This is a genomic window from Lysinibacillus sp. GW823-FHT06C08, assembly GCF_058795135.1.
This window is the reverse complement of the sequence record NZ_JBXAHN010000001.1, coordinates 1,317,488-1,341,701: the sequence shown is the minus strand read 5'-3', so window position 1 is coordinate 1,341,701 and position 24,214 is coordinate 1,317,488. Positions and strand designations below refer to the sequence as shown.

At 38.4% G+C, this 24,214-nt stretch carries 19 protein-coding genes and 1 other RNA gene; 4 read left to right on the top strand and 16 right to left on the bottom strand.

The window, feature by feature from the left end:
- Positions 1-155 precede the first annotated feature (155 nt).
- The 6 genes from AC1Q6O_RS06255 to AC1Q6O_RS06230 all read right to left on the bottom strand — a co-directional run bounded on the left by AC1Q6O_RS06255 (position 156) and on the right by AC1Q6O_RS06230 (position 7,611).
- Positions 156-2,063, bottom strand: coding sequence for an ATP-dependent DNA helicase (locus tag AC1Q6O_RS06255; protein WP_008176459.1), 1,908 nt, complete (start codon positions 2,061-2,063; stop codon positions 156-158).
- An 85-nt stretch (positions 2,064-2,148) separates the two neighbouring features.
- Entirely contained in the window at positions 2,149-3,285 is a 1,137-nt protein-coding gene (locus AC1Q6O_RS06250; RefSeq protein ID WP_089985113.1) for a THUMP domain-containing class I SAM-dependent RNA methyltransferase, read from the bottom strand.
- 3 nt (positions 3,286-3,288) lie between these two features.
- On the bottom strand, positions 3,289-5,034 hold the full coding sequence (locus AC1Q6O_RS06245; RefSeq protein ID WP_089985115.1) for a putative bifunctional diguanylate cyclase/phosphodiesterase: 1,746 nt from the start codon (positions 5,032-5,034) through the stop codon (positions 3,289-3,291).
- A 492-nt stretch (positions 5,035-5,526) separates the two neighbouring features.
- Positions 5,527-5,906: RNase P RNA component class B (gene rnpB / locus AC1Q6O_RS06240), an RNA gene on the bottom strand.
- Between the two features lie 60 nt (positions 5,907-5,966).
- Positions 5,967-6,266, bottom strand: coding sequence for a cell division regulator GpsB (gpsB, locus tag AC1Q6O_RS06235; protein WP_036124847.1), 300 nt, complete (start codon positions 6,264-6,266; stop codon positions 5,967-5,969).
- Positions 6,267-6,387: 121 nt separating this feature from the next.
- On the bottom strand, positions 6,388-7,611 hold the full coding sequence (locus AC1Q6O_RS06230; RefSeq protein WP_492401006.1) for a ribonuclease H-like domain-containing protein: 1,224 nt from the start codon (positions 7,609-7,611) through the stop codon (positions 6,388-6,390).
- A gap of 521 nt (positions 7,612-8,132) precedes the next feature.
- Between AC1Q6O_RS06230 and AC1Q6O_RS06225 the strand changes: the two genes are divergently transcribed.
- On the top strand, positions 8,133-8,489 hold the full coding sequence (locus tag AC1Q6O_RS06225) for a hypothetical protein (RefSeq protein WP_107921791.1): 357 nt from the start codon (positions 8,133-8,135) through the stop codon (positions 8,487-8,489).
- 136 nt (positions 8,490-8,625) lie between these two features.
- Here the strand turns inward: AC1Q6O_RS06225 and AC1Q6O_RS06220 are convergent, their stop codons facing one another.
- The 3 genes from AC1Q6O_RS06220 to AC1Q6O_RS06210 all read right to left on the bottom strand — a co-directional run bounded on the left by AC1Q6O_RS06220 (position 8,626) and on the right by AC1Q6O_RS06210 (position 11,670).
- A complete protein-coding gene (locus AC1Q6O_RS06220) occupies positions 8,626-10,899 on the bottom strand; it encodes a DEAD/DEAH box helicase (RefSeq protein WP_090001751.1) in 2,274 nt (757 codons plus the stop codon).
- Positions 10,874-11,266 carry a YppE family protein gene (locus AC1Q6O_RS06215; RefSeq protein WP_239354402.1) on the bottom strand — a complete coding sequence of 131 codons (393 nt, stop codon included), beginning with the start codon at positions 11,264-11,266 and terminating at the stop codon, positions 10,874-10,876. Before AC1Q6O_RS06215 ends, AC1Q6O_RS06220 begins: the two co-directional genes overlap by 26 nt.
- A 209-nt stretch (positions 11,267-11,475) precedes the next feature.
- Complete coding sequence (locus AC1Q6O_RS06210; RefSeq protein WP_008176489.1) at positions 11,476-11,670, bottom strand: hypothetical protein; 195 nt, start codon at positions 11,668-11,670, stop codon at positions 11,476-11,478.
- 381 nt (positions 11,671-12,051) lie between these two features.
- Between AC1Q6O_RS06210 and recU the strand changes: the two genes are divergently transcribed.
- Positions 12,052-12,696 carry a Holliday junction resolvase RecU gene (gene recU / locus AC1Q6O_RS06205; RefSeq protein WP_008176494.1) on the top strand — a complete coding sequence of 215 codons (645 nt, stop codon included), beginning with the start codon at positions 12,052-12,054 and terminating at the stop codon, positions 12,694-12,696.
- A 1-nt stretch (position 12,697) separates the two neighbouring features.
- On the top strand, positions 12,698-15,379 hold the full coding sequence (locus AC1Q6O_RS06200; RefSeq protein WP_089985119.1) for a penicillin-binding protein 1A: 2,682 nt from the start codon (positions 12,698-12,700) through the stop codon (positions 15,377-15,379).
- 69 nt (positions 15,380-15,448) lie between these two features.
- Here the strand turns inward: AC1Q6O_RS06200 and AC1Q6O_RS06195 are convergent, their stop codons facing one another.
- The 7 genes from AC1Q6O_RS06195 to AC1Q6O_RS06165 all read right to left on the bottom strand — a co-directional run bounded on the left by AC1Q6O_RS06195 (position 15,449) and on the right by AC1Q6O_RS06165 (position 22,023).
- Entirely contained in the window at positions 15,449-15,763 is a 315-nt protein-coding gene (locus tag AC1Q6O_RS06195) for a YpoC family protein (protein WP_089985120.1), read from the bottom strand.
- Positions 15,760-16,422 carry an endonuclease III gene (gene nth, locus AC1Q6O_RS06190; protein WP_089985122.1) on the bottom strand — a complete coding sequence of 221 codons (663 nt, stop codon included), beginning with the start codon at positions 16,420-16,422 and terminating at the stop codon, positions 15,760-15,762. The genes AC1Q6O_RS06195 and nth overlap by 4 nt, the downstream gene beginning before the upstream one ends.
- A gap of 12 nt (positions 16,423-16,434) precedes the next feature.
- Complete coding sequence (locus AC1Q6O_RS06185) at positions 16,435-17,163, bottom strand: DnaD domain-containing protein (RefSeq protein WP_008176501.1); 729 nt, start codon at positions 17,161-17,163, stop codon at positions 16,435-16,437.
- Positions 17,164-17,240: 77 nt separating this feature from the next.
- Positions 17,241-18,536 (bottom strand): asparagine--tRNA ligase, encoded by a 1,296-nt coding sequence (asnS, locus tag AC1Q6O_RS06180; protein ID WP_089985123.1) that lies wholly within the window; start codon positions 18,534-18,536, stop codon positions 17,241-17,243.
- 28 nt (positions 18,537-18,564) lie between these two features.
- Complete coding sequence (locus AC1Q6O_RS06175) at positions 18,565-19,758, bottom strand: pyridoxal phosphate-dependent aminotransferase (protein WP_008176505.1); 1,194 nt, start codon at positions 19,756-19,758, stop codon at positions 18,565-18,567.
- A 16-nt stretch (positions 19,759-19,774) separates the two neighbouring features.
- A complete protein-coding gene (locus AC1Q6O_RS06170) occupies positions 19,775-20,257 on the bottom strand; it encodes a cell wall elongation regulator TseB-like domain-containing protein (RefSeq protein WP_008176506.1) in 483 nt (160 codons plus the stop codon).
- A 344-nt stretch (positions 20,258-20,601) separates the two neighbouring features.
- Positions 20,602-22,023, bottom strand: a complete 1,422-nt coding sequence (locus tag AC1Q6O_RS06165) for a tetratricopeptide repeat-containing diguanylate cyclase (protein ID WP_043990148.1) — start codon at positions 22,021-22,023, stop codon at positions 20,602-20,604.
- A 286-nt stretch (positions 22,024-22,309) separates the two neighbouring features.
- Between AC1Q6O_RS06165 and AC1Q6O_RS06160 the strand changes: the two genes are divergently transcribed.
- Entirely contained in the window at positions 22,310-24,169 is a 1,860-nt protein-coding gene (locus AC1Q6O_RS06160; RefSeq protein WP_107921787.1) for a multicopper oxidase family protein, read from the top strand.
- Positions 24,170-24,214 lie beyond the last annotated feature (45 nt).

Below are 24,214 nucleotides of genomic sequence, written 5' to 3'. Positions count from 1 at the left end.
TATCTTTCATCAAAATTCATTGCATTACAAAGAACTATATAGCCTAAAAGAGAAATATTCAACATATTTTTGTTATTACATTATTTAACAAGGGAAAAATATCTATTTCAATATAATAAAAAGAGAGCTTGCCGATTAAGCAAACTCTCTTAATTCTACTTTATTTCAGGTGCAACAGCTAATATATTTTCAAAGGCTGCGCGTTGTTTTTGTTCTTCTTCATTTAACAAAATATGAATATCACCATGATCGTTTGACGTCCTAATTAAGCGGCCCATTCCTTGCTGCAAGCGCAATTGCATAAATGGTAACTCCACTTCTTCAAATGGGTTTTCAGCAAACGTACGCTTCGCATCAAATAACGGATCCTGTGGAGGAAACGGTAAATCATAAATAATAACGCGTGTTAATGCTTCTTCAGGTAAATCTAAGCCTTCCCATAAATGATATGAGCATAATGTTTTAACGATTCCCTGCTGGAAATCACGAACAATGGCGGAGAGCTCTCGATCACCTTCAAAGGCAACATGCATGCGCTCCATTAATGGCAAATCGGCTTTAAATTTCAACATGGCTTGCTTGGATTTAAATAAAATTAATGTTTGCTCGCCATCACGTAGTAATTGCTGTACACGTGCGGTTTTAGCATGTTGATCAAGCTCATGTAAATAGATTTTCATTACTTCTTCATAATCAAATGGCGAAGGGACTGAAAATGATTGGGACTCTTTAATACCTAGACTATAGGCGATATACGAAAAGTCTTTATTAACGGATAAAGTAGCAGATGAAAAGACGATCGGAAGCTTTTTAGAGAATAGTTTTTCTGCTAAAACTTCTGTAATTAAACGAGGCATAATCACCAACGTTTCTTCTCCATCTGTTTCCTCCAGCCAATCCACTGCATCTCCTTGAGCTATGAAAATACGTAAGGAAGCCTCATATTGTTCTAAATATTCCTCTGCCATGTTTAACTCATATTCAGGAATCATATACATTTCAGATTCAAAAACAAATTCTTCCATCAATACTTCCACATCATGTATCAATTGTTTTCCATAAGCAAGCAATGTTTTGGATTTATTGATACGTTTACGATCCTCATCTGAAGCAACGATATCATCACGAAGCTGATCAAAAAATAACTCATGATCATCTTGCAATTTTTCCATAGCATACAAAGTTCGTTCTCGCACACCATCCACCATTAATCGCTCTAAAAGCTGAACAATCGTTGTTGCCTGTACTTTATAAGTCATTGCTTTTTGTGCAGCGTATTCCAACAGATGTCCTTCATCTAATACCATCATAGACACTTCTGGCAGTAAGGCAAGCTGTCCCTCACGTTCACGAGATTCCTTTGTAGCTAAATGCTCCATTAAGAAATCTTGCGAACAAATAACTAAATCCGTTGATTTACGGTAATGAGAACGATGCAATGTTTGCCCACAGCGATTACGTAGATCACATACAGAGCATTGCATAATCGAGTTGTAATTAACTTTTTGCCAATCCTCATCACTGACAGTTGGATAATTACTACGTTCTCCATATGGATGAATAGCAATCATTGAACCTTGGGCATACACACCATCCGGAATGGAGAAGGAAATATCATCAATCCATTCATCCGATTCAACTTTTTCTGCTTCCTCAAAGCGTTTTAAGCATAAATATTGATCCCGTGATTTGGCTAAACGAACATCAATTTCCAGACCAAGCGTTTTTTGTAGCTTATAGATGTCTCCGCCCTCTTTAACGAGCTGATCGATTAATGTTTCATCAGCACATGCAATAAGTGCCGGTTTCCCTGTATAGCGTGCATAAGAAATAGCTGGGAGTAAATAGGCGATTGTTTTCCCAGTTCCAACACCCGCTTCTGCAAAGAGTACGTTTTTTTCTTTTAGCGCTTGTTCTATTTGATAAGCCATAAAGATTTGCTCATCACGACATTCAAAGCCTTTTTCAGGCAATTCATCATAAAGGACGTCACCCATCCAGTCACCTAGTGAATCAAAAAATGATCGGTCCTTTGATAATGCAAATGGTAAAGATTTACGCAATTGATGTTCCCCCTCTTACTATCTGGTGCTATTATACGCGACGAAACGGAAGATAAGAAAAAATCTTATCTTCCGTTACTATTCGTTAATCTCTTTTAGACTTTTGTCCCCAGAACTGATAATAATTTGTTTCAATAAAACCATTAAATAATTTCCGTTTTTTCGTCGCTTGGCGTCCATATAATTCTTCAAAATTTTTCATGGAGGATAGCATATATACTGACCAAGTTGGATAGTTTTTCATAACTTGCCCTAAATCACGGATAACCTGTTCTACAACTTCAACATCACCAATACGTTCGCCGTATGGAGGGTTACCGATCATTACACCATCTGTTAACTGAGTCGTGAAATCACGTGCTTGCATTTGCTTAAACGTAATTAGCTCACCAAATCCTGCTTCTGTAGCATTTTCTTGTGCAATGCTTACCATGCGATGATCAATATCAGAACCTACAATTTCTAACGGCTGATCATAATTGGCCAAGCTTTCTGCTTCGTCTCGGACAGTGTCCCAGATTTGCGCTTTCATCCATGGCCAGTCTTCAGAAATAAACTCACGATTATAGCCTGGTGCTATATTTTGTCCAAACATGGCTGCCTCTAAAGCAATGGTTCCTGAACCACAGAATGGATCTACAAACGGACGATTTGGATTCCATTTTGAAACTTGTATAAGCGCCGCCGCTAAGGTTTCTTTTAACGGTGCCTCACCTTGTACTTGACGATAGCCACGTTTATGAAGACCTGCGCCTGATGTATCAATCGTTAGTGTCGCCACATCTTTTAAAATCGAAACCTCAATTTTGTAAGTAGCACCTGATTCATCTAAAAAGCCAAGTCGCTTATAATGCTGTTTCATTCGTTCAACAATTGCTTTTTTTGTGATAGCTTGGCAATCAGGTACACTAAATAATTTAGATTTAACCGACTTCCCTGAAACAGGAAAGGCAGCATCCACGGGTAAATATTTTTCCCACGGTAAAGCTTTTACACTTTCAAATAATTGTTCAAATGATTTTGCTGGGAATTGTCCAACGACAATTTTTACACGATCAGCTACTCTTAGCCACAAATTGGCACGTGCAATCGCTGTTTCATCACCCTGAAAATATACTTTACCATTGTCAACAGTTGTTTCATAACCAAGTGCTTTTACTTCTTGGGCTACAATTGCCTCTAAACCCATTGCTGACGTTGCTACTAATTGATAATTTGCCATAGATTATTTCCTTCCTTGATGCTCAATTTCCCAATATTCCATAAACTCCATTAGGTCGTTTAATGGTAATGGTTTGCTGTAATAATAGCCCTGAATAATATCACAGTTCATTTTACGTAGTATATCCACTTGTTGTGCCTGTTCTACACCTTCTGCCACAACTTTCATTTTTAGGCGATGGGACATTTGAATAATAGCATCTACAACTGCCTGTTTTTCATCGAGCGACCCAATATGTTGAATAAAGCTTCGATCGATTTTTAAACAATCTAGCGGAAAGCGAACTAAATAGCTCAGGGACGAATAGCCTGTCCCAAAATCATCTATGGAGATTTTAAAGCCTAATTGTTTCAAACGAACTAATTTGCTTACAGTTTCGTTAGCACTGTTCATGACTGTTCGTTCCGTCACTTCTATTTCAAAATTGTTTGCTGGCATATTATAGCGTTCTAATATTGCTTGGATCGATTCTAAAAAATTTTGCTGTCTAAAGTGAATACTTGATATATTAATGGCAACCGGTATTTTCCACCCGTATTGTTGCATTTGAATAACTGCCTCGCACGCCTTTTCCAGAATGACCTCACTTAGAGGAATGATTAATCCTGTTTCCTCAGCATAAGGGATAAACTCTCCAGGAGAGACAAAGCCTAGCCTTTCATTATTCCAACGGACCAATGCCTCTAATCCTTGAATTTGCTCATTGTCCATGTATATTTTCGGCTGGAAATGCAGCTCAAATTCACGATTGTCAATGGCTCTTCTTAACTCTGAATCTAGCAATAAGACACGCTGTGCATCTGTTTGCAGTTCATCAAAATAAAAAGAATAGCCATTCAAACCATTCTTTTTTGAATAGGTCATTGCTCTGTCAGCACAATTAATGAGTTCTTCCGTATTTTTCCCATCTACTGGATAGACACTTACGCCTATGCTTGTAGAAATAAACACTTCCTGGCCGTTTATCATCATTGGCTTTTCAATACTACTTATTATTTGTTCAGCAAATTGTGCAGCTTCTTTTACGTTTTTTACATTCGTTAATGTAATGACGAATTCATCTCCGCCATATCTTGCGATAATATCTTTGTTTTTCAGTAAATGTTTTAGTCGTTTGGCGACTTCTATTAAAATGGAATCTCCGACAGCATGACCTAAAGTATCATTAATTTGCTTAAATCTATCTAAATCTAAAAAATAGACCGCATGCTGCACTGAATGAGAAATAGCAGAAGTTGATTCTAAAAGATTATCCATTCTTTCGATATAAGCAAAACGATTGGATACTTCCGTTAGTGAATCAGTCAGTAAACGTTTTTCTAGTTCGTTTTCTACTATTTTTCTTTCAGACAAATCTGTGAAAATACCACAATAATTTGTAACCTCACCCTCATCGTTGGTTACACAAACAATTGTTAACCATTCAGGATATACGTCTCCAGTTTTACGACGATTCCATATTTCTCCTTGCCAAATTCCTTCTTGTCGTATCTGTTCCCACATTTCTAAATAGAACGGTAATTCATGTACACCTGATTGTAAAACGGCAGGTGTTTTTCCCACTACATCATCACGTTTATAACCTGTGACAAATTCAAAGGCAGGATTAACCATTACTATTTTTTTGTATTCATCAGTAATCATGATACCTTCAGATACATTTTCGAAGATTTTAAGTATTAAGGTAGTAGGATATTGAGAAATCAACTTCAATTTATCCATACTTTCCCAATTATTTACTCCGTTCATGTTCCGCCCCATCCTATCTCTCTATACTCCCCTTTAAAGGGCACTTACGTCAGGCCAACTCGTATGTAAATCAATGACACCCCATTTAGATGGTGTACAGTTTTTTTGAGTAACTCGTAAGCTCGTCTTAAAAATCTGTGACATCCTTAGAGGTTTATACTTGATTCAGCAGTCGTCCTGTCGCCACCTGAATGGAAAGAAAATGTGCAAACTCTTACTACCTATAGAGGAGAGTCATGTGTATCTAACATTTTGCTAGGTATCCAAACTTTTGCTGAATCAAGATAATACACATTGATGCGATCACCGTTTTCAGATGTTGTGACTTAGAAGCGGTAGCGATAGAGGCTTGGCTAGCAAATAGCCATTCTCAAACGTATCGCGCATACCAAGACTTGATTAACTAGGTTACTTTTTCCTCATAAACTCAAAAGAAAAGCTCTCCACCGAGTTGGAGAGCGCTTGTTATTTCGTAAATAAGCATCAAAAAAATTCCATAAGCCATGTTTTGTTCCTGAGTACTCAAACAGCTTGCGCCTCGTACGACCAGGTAGTAATCATCTATCTACAGAGCAAGCTCCGTCCCTCTATCCGTTCAATTCCTTCAAGAGAGTGCCCCTACCATAATTTGGGTTTCTCACTCGTGGGGTTTACCTCGTTCCACCTTGCATGTTTCCAAGCAAGCTTCGTCACTGTGGCACTTTCAGGAAGTGTCAACCATATCCAAGGACTTAGGTTTTCCTTCCGCCGTCAGCCTGAACAGCTGCCTTACCTTATTTTTTCAGTAAGCACGAACACTACGGACATCTCAGTACCGTGTGAGCATGGACTTTCCTCTACGACGTCTAGCGCCGCAGCGATTACCAGAATTTCATGATGATACGAAAGATTATACTAGAGTTTTATGTTAAATACAATATAATTGACTAAAATTATTCGTATAGCTTGCTACCAAATACATGTTTTTCTAAATTAGAAAGACGTTTTAAAATGTCAAAATTAGTTGTACCTGCTGCTGCCGCTGAAGCAACGGGTTGTCTCTTCGGTGTATTTTCAATTTCTTCTTTTAATTGTCTATTTTCTTCACGTAGTTGGGCCATCACTTTTTCAAACGTTTCATAGTCTTGAATAATTTCATCAAGGAATGAATCTACTTCTTCCACATTATAGCCTTTAAAGTTCTTTTTAAATTCCTTTTCAAGGATCATTTTTGACGTTAATTTAATGTCCATTCACATCGCCCTTCCTCACACTACATACACGAATACATTATAGCATACTTCAACACATTATATCGTCTGAAAACTCCAATTGTAAGGCTAAACTTGTCGTTTTATGCGATTACCTGGGAAATTATTTCTTATTTCCTAATCTGAGCAACCTCTTTTCCCAAGAAATTACCCATTTTTGTTTTTGTTCTGCTCTCCATTGCTCATTCTTTTGAATGAGATGTATGCCTTGTTGCGTATAATAAAGGGCCTGCTTATAATCTTTTATTTGGTGCTCATAAAGTATGGCTAGTTGCTCAAGGACACGCAACTTTGTTCTTGCTTCGACAAAATGGAGAGAGGCCACAAATGCATCGATGGCTTCACTATAGCGTTTACTCTTTTTATGCTGTAGTGCTAAATAATATTGAGCATTACCCGCTTCCAGTGCATCAAATTGTGTTGTCACCCTTTCTAACACCTTAACACTTTGTGTGCTTTCTTTTAAATCACCATACCATTTCCCAATATTGGTAAAGGTTTTTGCAGATTCTTCATATCCCTCTTCAAACAAGAGCTGAGTAGAATGACTATACAGTGTGATAAGAGACAGCAAATCCCACTCATTATGCAGCAAAACCTTCATAAGAGCATCTGGTACGCCACTTTTTACAGCATCTAAATAAATAATAGGGGCAAGATGACCAGGAATATCTCCCTTTCGAGAAAAACCAAGCTTCTCTTCCTCCACAGATTTTAATTTTAAGCGCTCCATATCATTTTTCCATAAACGCTTGGAACTATGCAATAAATCGATTTGTCGTTGTGATCTTAATTTGGGTAATGTTTTTTGATGCAGTGTCCAGCGCGTTTCAAGCTGCGGCCAATCAAAGCTTTTACCATTATAGGTGATGACTGTTGCTAATTTTTTCCACAGTTTTGATTCAAACAGAAACGCCGCCTCATGTGCAGGGTCTGCAAGAATATATTGAGTTAAACTAAAACATTCTTCGTCTACCTCTAAAAACCCAAGCAAAAAAATATGCGTGCCCACACCTTTTAAGCCTGTCGTTTCTGTATCAAAAAATAATACAGGTTCATGAAAATCCAGTGCATATGGATGATCAAACGAAGCATCCTGCCATTTTTTCAACGCATCAAAAAATGACTGTAGCTGATAATGACCATGCTGAAAAGAAAATGGATACTGTACATGGCGCTTAAACACAATACCAAAGTCATTTTCTACAACCGTAAGCCCAGCCTCTTCCCATCGCTCGGTATAGCTAGGCCTAGTTGGCTTTTGATAAGCCGGTTCCTCTACCCTTTGTGGAGTCGCCGCTGGTTTTTTACTAAGCATTTTTTTCATTTGTAGTATTTTATTTTCGTAAGACATGTATTTCACTCATTTTCTGCTTATAATATAAGACTCTCTTGCAAGATTACCATGATTGCTCGACTCATTCAAAATTTTCATCGCAGGAAATTCTTGTTTATAGAAACTCTATTTCTTGAATTGATGACCTTAAAAGTGTAAAGGACATGTGAGTATGTCTTTGCGGTTGCAATGGAAAAAGCACGCCCTGCCTGAGGAAGCGTAAAACAGCTGCAAAAAATAAAGCCCCGATTCAAACGTCTCTGGATTATTTTCGAGAAATTTCAATATTTTATTTAAAGAAACTACCCCGATATGCTTTTAGCTTAAAACTATTCATTAAACAATCCATTCTCAATAAAGATACGGCATTTCTTGATGTATGTCCCTTTTATGTCCTGGATACATAGAAAGCTCAAGCTATTGTCTATTGCCAGTGTACTATTGTAAGTATTTCCTATAAAATGAAATTACAAATAGAATGTGATAAAATTATGTTTTTTGGAGGAAATGCTTTGTTTAAAAATTTACGTGAAGAAATAAAAGAAGAATGGAAAAACACAACCGAGGATTTAGAAAAAGAAGTATTTAAAGTATGGCAATTAGACTATAAAGGCCATATTATTCGAATTGTAAATGCCGTGACTGAAGAAGTTCTTTCTATTAATAATGAAGTAGTAGATAAAAAAAGTAGAGATAGTATGTTCAAACAAATCTACCCTTATGTTACATTGACAGGTGAAATTACAGAAGCAAATGGCACAATCTCTACCGTAAAAGTAAAAATCGGTGGATTACTCAGTCTAAATATCGTCGTTAAAGTAAATGGTACTACATTACTGAACGAAAAACACAAAATATCTATTAAATAACTTTAGTTTAATAGAATACTACTGGACGTGAGTTAGAAAAACATACTATCATTAAACGTTAGATGAGCTACACACTATTAAATATGGAGGGCCTGAGGAAATAATTTAGTTATTCCTCAAGTCCTCTTTTTTCATGTTAATTAATTTGATTTAATCTTTGAAGAAGTATTATGACTCTCTTCTTGCCTTCCTGTAAACTGTCTTGGGCACCAATACATGATGGGCATCCAGATTCACAAGGACAATTTGAAACATGCTCCAACGTTTTCATTAATAGCTCCTCCCATAAGTCATAGACCTTTTCACTTAAACCAATCCCACCAGGGTATTTATCGTAAACAAAAAATGTGGGCAGCTCATTATGGGATGCTTTGACTTGTGGGACAACAGCTACATCACTGCTGTCACATTGAATAAATAAAGGGATAAAGGCATTCATGGCATAGGCTACTCCAATCATTGCCTCTGTCAATTCCGCCTCTGACCACTGTTCTGTTAGATGAAGTGATAGCCATGATGCGCTTGTATGCATTTCATCTGGAGGTAAATGAATAGGCCCCGATCCTATATTATCATGCGTGCCAAAGCGAATTTTCTTGAAAATAGTTGCCTGTGCAACTAATCCTACATCCCCAAAGCTAATCGTACCGCCGTTATAAGTTCGGCTTCGATCTTCCTCTAATACCTTCATTTCAACGGCAAGATTAGCATCTGTATAATAATCGATGTCGACTTCACGGACATAAGCTTTCTTTTCTTCCCAGTCGAGCTTCTCTACTTGGAATTGAATCCCTTGATGTAAATAAATCGCTTCTTCATGTAATAGTGTCATGGCACTATGACGATCCATTTCTCCAATTACCTTTGTTTGGGCAGGAATAGACAGATCAATTATAACCACATTTTCCTGGGAAGCCGACCGTAAGCTAATATCATGTGCTGGGAAACGATCGCTCATCCAATGCCACTTATCGCTCGTCTTAAAGACAACGCCCTCTTCTGCTAAATAATCTAGCAATTCTTGTATATCATATTCACCATACGTATCTTCTATAGAAAAAGGTAATTCAAAAGCGGCACATTTTAAATGATCCATTAAAATTAACATATTTTCTGGATAAATACGTGCTTCCTCTGGTGCACTACCAAGTAAAAATAAAGGATGATTCACCACATACTGATCCAGTGCCGTCGATTGTGCAACATAAATAATTAAAGCCTCATCCTGTCGCCTTCCTGCACGTCCTGCTTGTTGCCAGGCACTTGCAATATTTCCTGGATAACCTGTCATAATACATGCTTGTAACTGGCCGATATCGACCCCTAATTCTAACGCATTGGTACTGACAACGGTTTGAATGGTTCCATCACGCAAGCCTTTTTCGATTACCCGACGTTCAGATGGTAAATACCCACCTCGGTAGCCACGCACGGATTCATCCAGCAGCTTATTGCGAGTGAGCTCCTTTAAATAAGTGACAATCATTTCAACCCGTACTCTGCTTTTAGCGAAAATGATTGATTGAATACCAGCTATATATAGCCGCTTTGCTAAATCACTTACCTCTAACACGGCACTTCTACGCACCCCAAAAGTTTTATGAATAATGGGCGGATTATAGAACAGAAATGTTTTCTTACCGATAGGTGCTCCAGAGTCCGCGATGAGCGCATGTGATTCATTTGTTAATAGCTCGGCCAGCTCCTTAGGATTTTTTATCGTTGCCGATGTGCAAATAAACACAGGTTTACTACCATAAAATTCACATATGCGTTTTAATCTACGAATAACATGGGCAACATGGGAACCAAATACCCCTTTATATGTATGCAATTCATCAATCACGATATACTGTAAATTTTCAAATAGCGATACCCATTTCGTATGATGTGGCAAAATTCCTGAATGAAGCATATCAGGATTTGTCATAACGATATGTCCTGCTTTGCGAACCTTCTGACGAATGCCTGGAGCCGTATCACCATCATAGGTATAACTTAAAATTTCCTCACCACTTTGTTCAATCAGTTCATTCAAGTCATTTTTTTGATCCTGCGCTAAAGCCTTTGTTGGGAATAAATAGATCGCACGTGCGTTTTTATCCTCTACTATTTTTTGCAACACCGGCAAATGATAGCAATATGATTTACCTGATGCGGTTGGTGTAACAGCCGTAAAAGATGTACCACTCTGTGCCAAATCAAAGGCCTCTCGCTGATGCGTATAAAGTTGCTCGATTCCCCTTGCCTGCAAAGCCTTCACTAAAGAAGGATGTAAATTTTCTGGGAAAGGAGCATAGCTAGCAGGTCGTCCTTCAAGTGTTTGCCAATGTAGAATACGTTCTTTTAATTCTTCATCATATCTCCACTCATGCAAAAGCTCACTAATCGTTCGTTTCTTCGATAGCATTTACTGCCTCCTCCTTTACCAGTCGTTCAAAGTTTTTCATTGTAAAGGAGGTAGAATGAATCGCATCTAAGAAGCGTTTTTTACTTGTTTCTTTATAAAAAGATTGCACAACAAATTGCTCCATCGATTCTACCGTTGAAGCAATTTGTTGTGTATGCATATATTTCGGTCGATTCTCTTGAATCCATTTATTGGCCTCTTGCTGCCATTCCTTCAACAGTTGATGAATTTTATCAGCGTGTGGTTTCACCTCTAGAAAAAAGTCAGGTGTACGGTCCTCCTCACGCATTTGCCAAAAACGTGAAACACATCGATCACATTCATCTATTAATTGGGATGTTTGCTGAATAACTAACAATTTTTGCACCTCATCTCTCATCAATTACTCGTAAGCAAATATTTTTCGTAGCAAGTACATATATATGATGAGTATGTCTTGTCCATCATTTCAACTACGAAAATATGGCACCTCCTGATACCTTTACCTTCCCCTACTTGTTTTGTGGTAAATACTGTATCAATTTTAATGCTATAGAGTTAGTTCAATTGCTTATGAGATAAGTGTACCAAAGTCTATCATTTTTCACTACTAATAGGCGAACAAGCATTCTTTACTTGCCAGTTCTTTTCTGCTAAGCTTACTTTCTGGCTAACTGCTTTGAGCTGCAAAAAAAAGTGCATATTCTGAGCATTGTTCTCCAGCGACACTCTCGTGAAAAGTAATTGATTGACCAGATCTAACTGCGCAACTAATTGTTCTAACTTGTTCAAAATAACGCCCCCTTTGCTTTACTTAAAGTATTCCTCGCATGTATAGAATTACCTTCATGCGTGACAAAATAAGCGTAAGTTAGCTGAAAGAAGAAGATTTTCGATAAATTTTTATAAATGAACCTTCCAACTAAAAAAGCGTCCTGAATGAAAGGTGTAGATAATTCACCATTCTTCAACCGTTTCTATGTTTAAATTTATCAGTTATTTTGACGATTCAAGGAAGACAATTATTAGCTTTTTTTCGACGCAATTTGTTTATTCTTTGCATCCACTGTCTACTACTCTTGTAACAAAGACAACACGGATGGAGGTAGAGAAGAGCCATCAAATCATGGTAAACTAATATATAGGAAAGCAGTTTGATAAAGGGTGAGCTAAATGACAATTCGCTATCCAAATGGGAAATTGTATACCCCCCATACTTCTGTACAGAAAACAGAAAAAAAAAGTAAAAGTAAAGATTTGTCTTTTAGTAATCGTGGAAAGACACTAGAAGATGAAATTAATGAAGCAAACGACTATTATATTAAAAGGCGACTTGCTATCATTCATAAGAAACCTGTTCCTGTACAAATCGTCAAAGTAGAGTACCCTTCACGAAGCGCTGCTGTCATTCGTGAAGCATATTTTCGAACACCCTCTACAACCGACTACAATGGTGTTTGGAATGGGCATTATATTGATTTTGATGCAAAGGAAACTGCGTCCAAAACAAGTTTCCCTTTAAAAAATATTCATGAGCATCAAATGACCCATATGCAGCAAGTGACTGAACAAAATGGTGTGGCTTTTATTATCGTTCGCTTTTCAGCTTTTGAACGATATTTTATTGTGCCATATGAAGTTTTACAAAAGGCCTGGCAAGCAATGGAAAATGGCAATCGTAAATCCATACCCTTTTCAACGATTGAAGAAGAGGCGTATGAAATTCCCACTAGCTATTATCCACGGATCGATTATTTACCCATCATCCAACAACTGATCGTTGAAAAATGCTGCGGGTTTGAAAGTGAGGAGAAATAGTATGACTGAACGTCGTCGAACACGTGGAGAGCATCAAAAGGCTCTCGCTGAAAAAAATAAAAAAGGTAAGAAAACAACAACAAAGTCGTCTACACCCGCTAAAATGTGGATAAAACGTATTTTCTTAACGTTATTAATCATCGGTGTGGTAGGCTTCATTGGAGGAGCAGGATTATTTGCTTACTATGCAAGCACAGCTCCTAAGCTTGATGAGGAATTATTGAAAGACCCTGTGTCTTCAGAATTCTACGATAAAAACGGTGAAATATTCGCAACAATCGGTGCTGAAAACCGTAAATATATAAAATATGAAGATATTCCCGAAGATATGGTGAACGCTATTCTTGCAACGGAAGATGTACGCTTTTTTAAACATCACGGCATGGACTTCTACCGTCTAGGTGGTGCTATACTTGCTAACTTCCGTGATGGCTTTGGTGCACAAGGTGCCTCTACCCTAACACAGCAAGTAGTGAAAAACTCATTCTTACAAAATGAAAAGAAATTAAAACGTAAAGCACAGGAAGCTTGGCTAGCGTTTCAATTAGAACGTAAATATTCAAAAGAAGAAATTTTTGAAATGTACTTCAATAAAATGCTAATGTCAGGCCGTATTTATGGCTTTGGTACAGCAGCCCAATATTTCTACGGAAAAGAATTAAAAGATTTAACATTAGATGAAGAAGCATTATTAGCAGGGCTCGTACAAAGACCAAATGCTTATAATCCATTGAAAAACCCTGACCTTGCCAAGCAACGTCGTAATACAGTTTTAGGATTAATGTATCAACACGGAAAAATTTCGAAAACAGAAATGGAAGAAGCTAAAAACGTTGATGTCCAAGCAGGTCTTGCTGACGATGCAACTCGTCAATCATTTGCTGGCTCTAAATACGATGCCTTCCTAGATGTCGTTATTAATGAATTAGAAAATAATGGCGATGGTTCTGCCATGGCAGAAGGGATTAAAGTTTATACAACACTTGATCCAAATGCCCAAAAAGTTGTTGAAAATGTGATGAACGATGACAGCAATTTCCCAACAGAAGATATTCAGTCAGGTGTAGCGGTCATTGATACGAAAACAGGAGCTATCCAAGCTGTTGGTGGCGGTCGACATTATGGTGCCGAACGTGGCTGGAACTATGCAGATGATTTAACAAAAAATCAACCTGGTTCTACAATGAAACCATTAGTGGACTACGGTCCAGCCATTGAATATTTAAAATGGTCTACTGGCCATACACTTGTAGATGAACCTATGAACTATTCCAATTCAAAGCAAACTATTACAAACTGGGATGGCAGATATATGGGTGCCATGACTGCTCGTAAGGCATTATATGCTTCACGAAACGTACCAGCTGTCAAAGCATTACAAGAAGTAGGTACTGAAAATGCGAAGGAATTTGTTGGACGTTTAGGGATTGAAACAGAAAACCTTTATGAATCAGACGCAATTGGTGGTGGAGCGATTACTATCTCACCTATTCAAATGGCGGCTTCCTATGCAGCATTCGGAAATAACGGCGTTTACACAGACCCACATGCTATTACAAAAATTGTTTACCGTGATGGGAAAACATCTAAAAATTATACACCTGAGCCTAATGTAGCGATGAGTGAAGCTACAGCTTATATGGTAACAGATATGCTACGTGATGTAGTTGGCAACAAACCTGACGCATCAGGTACAGCGGCTAATGTCCCTGGACTAGACATCGCAGGTAAAACAGGTACAACCAACTATTCAGCTGAAGATTTCAATAAATATAATTTACCGAACACAAGTGTGCCAGATTCATGGTTTGCTGGTTATACGACAAACTATTCCATCGCTATATGGAGTGGCTATGAAAAACACTTTGATCCAATTACAACGTGGGAAGAACGTCGTTTACCACAAAATCTATTCAAATCGATTATGCAAGACATTTCAGCAAACGTTGAAACAGAAAGCTTTAAAAAGCCAAGTACAGTTGTAGAAGCAACGATTGAAGTGGGCTCTAAGCCATTGAAATTGGCAAGTGACTTTACACCAAGCGAATTACGTCAAACAGAGCTATTCGTTCGTGGTACTGAGCCAACAGAAGTGTCGAATGTTTATGAAGCACCAGAATTGGCTACGCCATATAACGTATCTGCAAGCTTAGATTTAGGGGCACAGTCTATCAATATTTCTTGGGAACATGATGCCAGCTTGAATCCAGAAACAGATGAACCATTACCAACTTCATTTGAAGTAACTGCAACCCGTGATGACGGTAAAAAGTTTGACCTTGGTAAAACAGAGAGCAAAGGTTTATCAGTTGCCAATACGTTGGAAGATGGCAATTACACGATTTCAGTCGTAGCCATTGTGGATGGTACACGAAGCGAGCCTGGTACCACAACTTTCCAAATTACAAGTACAACTGAAGAAGAGGATGTAGAAACGGAAGAGCCGGAAGAGCCGAACATTGATTTACCAACAGATCCTGGTGAAGAAGACCAAGATAACGGTCATAATAATGGCAATGGTAACGGTAATGGCAACAACGGTGGTAATAACAATAATAATGGAAATGGGCATGGGAATAACGGCAACAACGGTGGAAACAATGGCGGTTCAGATGGAAGCCAGCAACCAACTCCTCCTACAGATCCTGTAGACCCAAATAATGAAGAACAAAGCTCAGAATAAACAAAAAGCCGAGAAGCATATAATGCTTCTCGGTTTTTTCTGTCGGCACAAGTATTTTATTCTGCCACTCTATTTTTTACTAGCTTGAATTCGTAAACGTGCTGTACGCTTTTTCGTTTCCTTAAATAATTCATCCAACTGACGGTAACAAGCATATTGCCCTGGCTTCGCTTTGATAAAGGAAAGTCTTTCAACCCCATTAATCGGCAGCACCTCATCTCCTGCCGCTTGTACAAGCTGTTCAAACAATTGGATTGCTTCTTCCATTAAGTCTTTTGCTGTACCATTTCTAGCATCATGGGCTTCGTGGATAGTTGCTTGAAGGGTTGTCCATTGGGCAAACCAAGCATCTACCTGATCTTTTGTGATCGCCTCTCTATTCATGCTTCCTTCACCAAGCCTTTCTTCAAACGCTTTTGACCTTCACGACAATCACTTAGTAAAGGACAGGTATGGCAGCCAGGATTTTGGGCCTTACAATGATAACGACCAAAGAAAATTAACTGATGATGCGTTTTTGACCACTTATCCATGGGCGTTTTTTTCATGATTGTTTCTTCCACTTCAAGTACGGAATCCTTCCATCTACATAGACCTAGACGTTTGGAAACACGCTCTACATGGGTATCAACTGCTAGCGCAGGAATATCAAAGGCTACTGATAGCACCACATTGGCTGTTTTGCGACCTACACCTGGCAATGTTACAAGTGCTTCTCGGGTTGCTGGTATTTCGCCATTATATTCATCTAGCAAACGTTGACATAAAGCCTGAATGTTCTTTGCTTTATTACGATATAAGCCAATAGAGCGAATATCCTGTTGTAATTCTTCCAACGGGACAGCCAAATAATCTTCAGGCGTTTTATATTTCTGAAATAATGTTTTGGTTACCTTATTAACAAGTACATCCGTACATTGTGCAGATAATAATGTCGCAATTGTGAGCTCAAAGGCATTGTCATGCACAAGCTCACAATGTGCATTAGGAAACATTCGATCCATTTCTTCTAGGCAATGCTCCCACTGTTTTTTTGTTAACAAACTGGATGCCCCCTATTCTCTCTCTTCTAACCAATTATAAAAAGGTACTTTGTTAGTCGGTTGCGTGTCTTGCTGAACTGTCCGTGCTGGAGTCCTGCTAAATGTTTGCTTCTCTCTGAACTGCTCACTTTGCTTTTGTGCCGCTTGAGGTGTCGTAATATTTTTCTTCTTCCACTCTAACAAAATACGATCAATATAGCGAATGCTCAGTTTCCCAGCAAAAACAGCTTCTTTCAATGCCTCTTTAATGAGTGTTGGACTATGCTTGTCCTCATCAAGCCAACACCCTATTTTTTCAAGCTCTAAAGGAGATAAAAGACGTCCCATTTCTTCTTCAAAGAGTCGGAAAATCTCTCCTTCTTCTTGTTGAAGTGTTGTAGCAGATTTTTGTTGCTCTTTCATCTCGATCATCTGCACAATTCGCTCCCAGAGTGGATAAACCGAATATTTTTCATAGAGCTTGCCACCTGTATCCACATCACGAGTAATTTCAAGGAAGCCCTTTTGCATTAATCGTTGTAAACGGGATGTTAGTTCATTTTCTGGCATTGTGAGACGATTCTTTAAATCATTTGGTGTAGGGAAGTCATAGCCTTCCATATGAAAGGCTAACAGGTGCATAACAATTAGCGCCTCTTCATCCTCTATATTTAACTCCTTATAAAACTGAAAAAAAAGCTGGGGAATGGGAATCATTCTCTGCTCAGTCCATGTACGGAGTCGATGATTATTTGCATTCATATTCCTCTAGACTCCTTCTTTAAGTAAGTAGAAAAGCCGCGTAGATATTTCACTACGCGACTTTTAAATTGATTTGCTTATGGATATAAGCGGTTCAGTAAACGTGGGAATGGAATTGTTTCACGAATATGTTCTGTGCCAGAAATCCATGCCACAGTTCGCTCTAATCCAAGTCCGAAGCCTGAATGTGGAACAGAACCATGTTTACGAAGCTCCAAATACCATGCATATGCATCTAATGATAGGTTATGTTCTTCAAGACGAGATTTTAATAAATCATAGTCATGGATACGCTCAGAACCACCAATAATTTCACCATAGCCTTCAGGTGCGATTAAATCAGCACATAATACAACGTCATCGCGATCTGGATGTGGTTGCATATAGAAAGGCTTAATGCCTACTGGGTAGCATGTAATGAATACTGGCTTGTCGAATGAATTGGCAATAGCCGTTTCATGAGGTGCACCAAAATCGTCGCCCCATTCGATATCGTCAAAACCTTGTTCATGTAAAAGCTTAATCGCGTCATCATATGAAATACGAGGGAATGGCGCTTTAATATTTTCAAGTTTCGATGTATCACGGTCAAGTCGCTCTAATTCTAATTTGCAGTTAGCCAGAACGGATTGTACAATATGCGTTACATATTGCTCCTGTACTTCTAGATTTTCTTCAAACTCTACAAAGGCCATCTCAGGCTCAATCATCCAGAACTCGATTAAGTGACGACGCGTTTTAGATTTTTCAGCACGGAAAGTTGGACCGAATGAAAATACTTTTCCTAGTGCCATAGCTGCGGCTTCCATATAAAGCTGCCCTGATTGAGAAAGGAATGCATCCTCATCAAAGTATTTCGTATGGAATAGCTCAGATGTACCTTCAGGTGAAGATCCTGTTAAAATCGGTGGGTCCATCTTTGTAAAGCCATTGTTGTTGAAAAATTCATAAGTAGCACGAATGATTTCATTACGGACCTTCATAATGGCATGTTGTTTACGAGAACGTAACCATAAATGACGGTTATCCATTAAAAATTCAGGACCGTGCTCCTTCGGTGTAATAGGGAAATCTGTTGCTGTATGTAGAACCTCAATTCCTGTTACAGCTAGCTCACAGCCAAAGCTTGAACGTTCGTCAGCTTTCACCTCTCCTGTAATATACATAGAAGTTTCTTGCGTTAGTCCTTTAGCTGTAGCAAAAATTTCTTCGCCCACTTCTTCTTTCACGACAACACCCTGAACAAAACCAGAGCCATCACGAAGTTGTAAGAAGGCGATTTTACCACTTGAACGTTTGTTAGCTAGCCAAGCGCCCATTTTGACTGTTTCACCGATATGCTGTGGCATATCTTTAATCATAATTTTTTTCATAGAAATCCTCCAAAGTCGTCTAGAGGGATTAGTCTTGCCATTTTGATTTTACAAATGTATCAATACGACGGACTGCCTCTTCTAGTAAGTCTAAAGATGTTGCATAAGATAATCGCATAGTAGTTGGTGCACCAAAGCCAGAGCCTGGAATTACAGCTACGTTTGCTTCTGTTAAAATATCCGCAGCGAATGCGTCTACTGAATCATAGCCAGTGTGAGCCATAGCTTCTGCTACATCTGGTAATAAGTAGAATGCACCCTGTGGTTTTAATACATGGAAGCCAGGAATTGCACTTACCTGTGGGTAAATTTTCTCAAGACGAGATTCGAATGCTTGGCGCATTTCCTCTACCGCGTCCTGTGGTCCATTATACGCCTCAACAGTTGCATATTGCGCAGTTGTAGTCGCATTAGATGTTGAATGTGATGCAAGGTCAGTCATTGCTTTCACTACGTCCGCATCACCCGCAGCATAACCAATACGCCAGCCTGTCATAGAGTGAGATTTTGCTACACCATTTACAACGATTGTACGTGCTTTCACTGCATCAGAAAGTTGTGCAATTGAAAAATGCTCAATACCATTGTATACAAGCTTCTCATAAATTTCATCTGACACGATTAAAATATCCTTTTCTTCTGCAACTGCAGCAAGTTCTGCAAGCTCTTCACGTGAATATATCATACCAGATGGGTTGCTAGGTGAGTTGATAATTACCGCTTTTGTTTTATCAGTCACAGCAGCTCTTAATTGATCAGCAGTAATTTTATAGTTTTGTTCACGTGTACCTTCAACATATACAGGTACTCCGCCCGCTAATTTAACTTGCTCAGGATAAGACACCCAATAAGGGATTGGAATAATAACTTCATCACCCTCGTTTAAAATAACTTGGAATAATGTGTATAAAATATGCTTTGCACCTACACCAACAATCACTTCATTTGGCTGATACGTAAGATTATTATCGCGCTGTAGTTTATCAATAATAGCTTTTTTTAGCACTGGAAGTCCGCCAGCAGGTGTATATTTTGTATACCCCTTTTCCATTGAATCAATGGCAGCATTTAAAATGTTTTGAGGTGTATTAAAGTCTGGTTCACCAGCTCCAAGGCCAATGACATCAATACCTTGCTCTTTTAATGCTTTTGCTTTCGCAGTAATAGCTAATGTTGAAGATGGTGTTAAAGTTTTTACACGTGTTGCTAATAAGTTTTTCATCCGGGATCTACTCCTCTTATAAATTCGTAATGCGCTTCCACCAGTCGCCATCCTTAAACATAATATAGACATAGTTGAGTTTGTCATGGTCGTTTAGGTATGTAATCTCCCAAACAGCGCCCGGCTCCTCATAGCCCAATTTCATGTGGAGGACCTTTTGTACATTTCCTTCATTTTTAAAAACCGATAATGCTTGCTTTTCCGTAATACCATCTTCTAATAACACTTCCTGAATGGAATCCTTGTCTAGATTCGTGGGAACAAAGACAGCCTTTTTATCACCGTATTCGTCTACCCCGAACACAGTAACATACGAATGTTTGCCATTATATGTGTAGGACTCCGATACAATTGCGAGGGCTTTGGCATCGAGTGCCAACTGTTCAGCCTGCTCTTCAATTGAACGGAACGGAGCCTCGGCTTTCCAGAGTACTAAAATGCTAATGACAAGTGACAACGAAACAATAAAGACAGAAATGAAAATTAACCAGTTTTTCATCTATTCACCTGTTGTTTCATATCGTGCCTTTTTGGCACAACACATAGCGGATGTTTGTGTGTGTTTTTAACTGCATAACAATTCATTTTGCATTCCATTTTGTCAACCTGCTTTCTTTCCTCATACCACAACATTATACAACAATTTTGTGCTGTCGTGTTTCTTAATTTCATATATTGTACGTTGCTAGAATAACGTTTTCAACTGATTGGTACAGTAATTTTCATTCCGTATCATTTTACCTCGTTCTAATTTGCGATGACGCTCCAATTTCTCTCAAGAATATTCCCTGAAACAGGAGAAAAATTCCTATTCAACACTGTAAATAGGAATCACTCAAATTATCATAGTTCATAGATGACATTGGTGGCACGGCCTTTATCTTTTGCCTCATACAAACAGCGATCAGCTTGATCAAATAAATCATTATAATGATAATTTTTTCGATCATTCATACAAGCTCCCATACTGACCTTTAATGGATAGCTTTTCTGGTCTTTTTCTAATGTTAACGTAAGCAAATGAGCGTGTGTATTTTGGACAAGTGCTTTCATGTAATCCTTTTGTGGATGGCGTATACAGATAATGAATTCATCCCCTCCATAACGGATAATTTTTACGTCTTCCTCCCGCAAAAACTCCCTCAAGCCATTAGCTAAAAGCTGTAAAACTCGATCGCCAAACAAATGTCCATGCGTATCATTAAATAATTTAAAATTATCAATATCAAGAACTGTAATACATACATAGGATTCCGCCATTTTGGCAGCATGTAACCATTCATCTAGCTCGTAATCTAGAAAGTGGCGATTCAAAACACCTGTTAATGGATCATAATGTGCTTTTCTTTCTAATCTCTCTTTTTGACGCTTAAATTCCAAATTCAACACTTGCTGTAGTAAATTATCAACGCTCATCTGTTCCGAAAGGTCAATATAATCTTTTTGGACATCAAAAATTTCATCTCGCCAATTCAATTGGTACAGGACATTTAACAATAAGCGCATCACTTTTTTCGTAATGGGCTTATCACCATAGGATTTGGCTAGATCTATTGCTTGTTGATAATATTGCACCGCTTCCTCAAGCTTGTGCTGCTTTTCATATAAAAAGCCATAGCCAAACAAAGCTGCTACTTTTTCAGGTTTATGTTGAGAAATTATGCTTGAAGTTAATGAGTCATCAAGCAATGCCTTTCCTGCTAAAAAATCCCCTTCCAAAATATACACATCTGCTAAATTATTATTGATGCGAATATCTAATAATCTTGCTAAATCTGGCTGTGTCTCATATAGCGTTTTATTATATTCTCTTGCTAACAACCCCGCTTGAAGGGCTTCCTTCGTAAAGCCCTTCTCTACCTCTATATAGCATAAATTATTATGACAACGAACAAGCATCATAAAATCTTGTAATTCTTGAGCATAAGCAATTGACTTTTTCGTCATCTCTGCTGTTTTTTCACGGATTCCTACCATATCGTATATTAACGACATAACCAAATAATAATGCATCAAATCTTTGCTAGTACCATATTTTTCACAAATAGCCTCATACTCGAAAATAAGGCTGACAATGGCTAGCGTATCGCCCAAAGAATGATGTACTAAAATTTTCTGATAGTACAAGTCCAATACATATTCATAGTTGTTTCCCTCTAAAGCTACTAAAAGACCCTGATCTGCCAGTTTCAGCGCATCTGTTAAATACCCCTTTATGCGCATTTCCATGATTGTCTTATTTAATTCCTCTAATGTTAACACCACTGTCTCACCACTTTTCCAAGCCCCTATTTAATCCTTCACTTTGTTCTGTAACAATTATAAGACATATCTATTTACTTCGGCCGACTTTTTAGCAATATACCAACTATTACCTCGATTTCAAAAAAACTTTTATAAGACAGCTATTGAATGTCCTTTTGTTTTCCCCTCCCATTAAATTTTTATACTATTACACATTTTTCTCCATTTTTGTCCCAGTCAACTGTTGTTTTTACCCATATGATGTGATAACTAGGCATGTTAAGTAATTGAAAAGGGATGTGATGTTTTGAGTTTACCAATTAACCCTTCTGATCCAGCTACCATTCCAAAATTTGTAGATGCTCTACAGAAGCCGGTGACAGCAAAACCAAAGTACTGTAGAGGACAAAAGAAACATGATTATTACGAGCTAGTCATGATGGAGGGCGAGCACCGCTTTCACAAGCATTTTCCTAATACATTAATATGGGGGTACAACGGACTTTATCCAGGACCAACTATAGAAGCGACGAAAGATAAACCGATTTACGTTAAATATAGAAATCAATTACCACTACAGCACTTTTTACCAGTGGATTTTACACTACATGCCGCCAACGATTCCCAAGAGGTAAGAACCGTCACTCACTTACATGGAGCTAATGTGGATTGGGAGAGCGACGGTCATCCAGAGGCATGGTACACAAGAGATTATCGACATACTGGTCCAAAATTTAATAAAGAAATCCATGAATATACGAACCACCAGCCTGGTACTACAATGTGGTACCATGACCATGCTATGGCTTTAACACGTTTAAATGTCTATGCAGGCTTGGCAGGTTTCTATTTACTAAGAGATGCCCTGGAGGAACGTTCCAATTTACCATGTGGAGAATACGAATATCCTATTTTAATTCAAGATAAATCATTTAATGAGGATGGCTCTTTATTTTATCCTGATGAACCACCATTCCCAGTTACTGTACATCCTTCGATTACCCCTGGCTTCGTAGGTAACACCATTGTAGTCAATGGAAAGCTTTGGCCCTTTTTAGATGTTGAGCCTCGTAAATATAGATTTCGGTTCCTGAATGGCTCCAATCGAAGAGGCTATGTCATCAGCTTGTCAAATGAGCAGACTATGATGCAAATAGGCACAGATGGCGGTTTTTTATCAGCGCCTCAAGCGATTCAATCTGTAGAGCTGCTACCTGCTGAACGCACAGATATCATCATCGATTTTTCAGCTTGCGAGGGACAGGAAATCACCTTACTCAACACAGATACAGATTTTATCGATGAGCATACGAACGTCATTATGCAATTTAAAGTATCACTTCCCTTAAAATATGAGGATACGAGTGAAATTCCCGAGAGACTGGCAGTCACAATGGATTTACATCCACATCATGCACATATCGATAGACAGTTACCTTTGACAGCAACAACAGATGAATTTGGAAGACCTATGCTGTTATTGAACAACCGAATGTACCACGACCCAGCGACAGAAAAACCTTCCTTAGATAGTATTGAAGTTTGGAGTTTTATTAATACTACGCCTTTTATACATCCTATTCATTTGCATCTCATTCAATTTAAAATTCTTGAACGTCGGCCATTTGATTTAGAACTCTATCAAAATGAAGGAATCGTATCGTTTACAGGACCACCAGAGGAGCCTCGGGACTATGAGCGTGGTTGGAAAGATACGGTCAAAGTGGATGCTGGCAAAGTTACGAAAATTATTATGCAATGGAAGGATCATGTGGGGAATTACATGTGGCATTGTCACTTCCTTGAGCACGAGGACCATGATATGATGCGACCTATTCTTGTAATGAAGGATGTCCACGCTGTTCAACAGCCGCATGCTGAAATAGAACAGCCTACCCATCATGAGGCTACTATTACTAGTACTACGACAGCCCCTACCCCTACGACAAATACTACTAGTACGACACATCATAATGAGTCACCCGCACCATTATTAAATGCTTCTCAAATTCCTTTCACGGAGGAAGAAGAAATTGTGGATTCACTAGCAGAGGAGACTACACATATAGGAAATAATGATCAACATAGGCCCATCCTGCTTTTCCCAACTCCATCTACACGCACTGATACAAATAGACCTAGACCTCGTAGACCTAGAAGATTTTAGCAAGCCAATCACACAAAGAAAACTACCGTTTAAGTGGTAGTTTTT

Excerpts from the sequence above, each read along its gene's own strand:
- AC1Q6O_RS06250 (WP_089985113.1), bottom strand. The coding sequence starts at position 3,285 with ATGGCAAATTATCAATTAGTAGCAACGTCAGCAATGGGTTTAGAGGCA.
- AC1Q6O_RS06245 (WP_089985115.1), bottom strand. The coding sequence starts at position 5,034 with ATGAACGGAGTAAATAATTGGGAAAGTATGGATAAATTGAAGTTGATT.
- gpsB (WP_036124847.1), bottom strand. The coding sequence starts at position 6,266 with ATGGACATTAAATTAACGTCAAAAATGATCCTTGAAAAGGAATTTAAA.
- AC1Q6O_RS06230 (WP_492401006.1), bottom strand. The coding sequence starts at position 7,611 with ATGAAAAAAATGCTTAGTAAAAAACCAGCGGCGACTCCACAAAGGGTA.
- AC1Q6O_RS06220 (WP_090001751.1), bottom strand. The coding sequence starts at position 10,899 with ATGCTATCGAAGAAACGAACGATTAGTGAGCTTTTGCATGAGTGGAGA.
- recU (WP_008176494.1), top strand. The coding sequence starts at position 12,052 with ATGACAATTCGCTATCCAAATGGGAAATTGTATACCCCCCATACTTCT.
- AC1Q6O_RS06200 (WP_089985119.1), top strand. The coding sequence starts at position 12,698 with ATGACTGAACGTCGTCGAACACGTGGAGAGCATCAAAAGGCTCTCGCT.
- AC1Q6O_RS06195 (WP_089985120.1), bottom strand. The coding sequence starts at position 15,763 with ATGAATAGAGAGGCGATCACAAAAGATCAGGTAGATGCTTGGTTTGCC.
- AC1Q6O_RS06185 (WP_008176501.1), bottom strand. The coding sequence starts at position 17,163 with ATGAATGCAAATAATCATCGACTCCGTACATGGACTGAGCAGAGAATG.
- asnS (WP_089985123.1), bottom strand. The coding sequence starts at position 18,536 with ATGAAAAAAATTATGATTAAAGATATGCCACAGCATATCGGTGAAACA.
- AC1Q6O_RS06175 (WP_008176505.1), bottom strand. The coding sequence starts at position 19,758 with ATGAAAAACTTATTAGCAACACGTGTAAAAACTTTAACACCATCTTCA.
- AC1Q6O_RS06170 (WP_008176506.1), bottom strand. The coding sequence starts at position 20,257 with ATGAAAAACTGGTTAATTTTCATTTCTGTCTTTATTGTTTCGTTGTCA.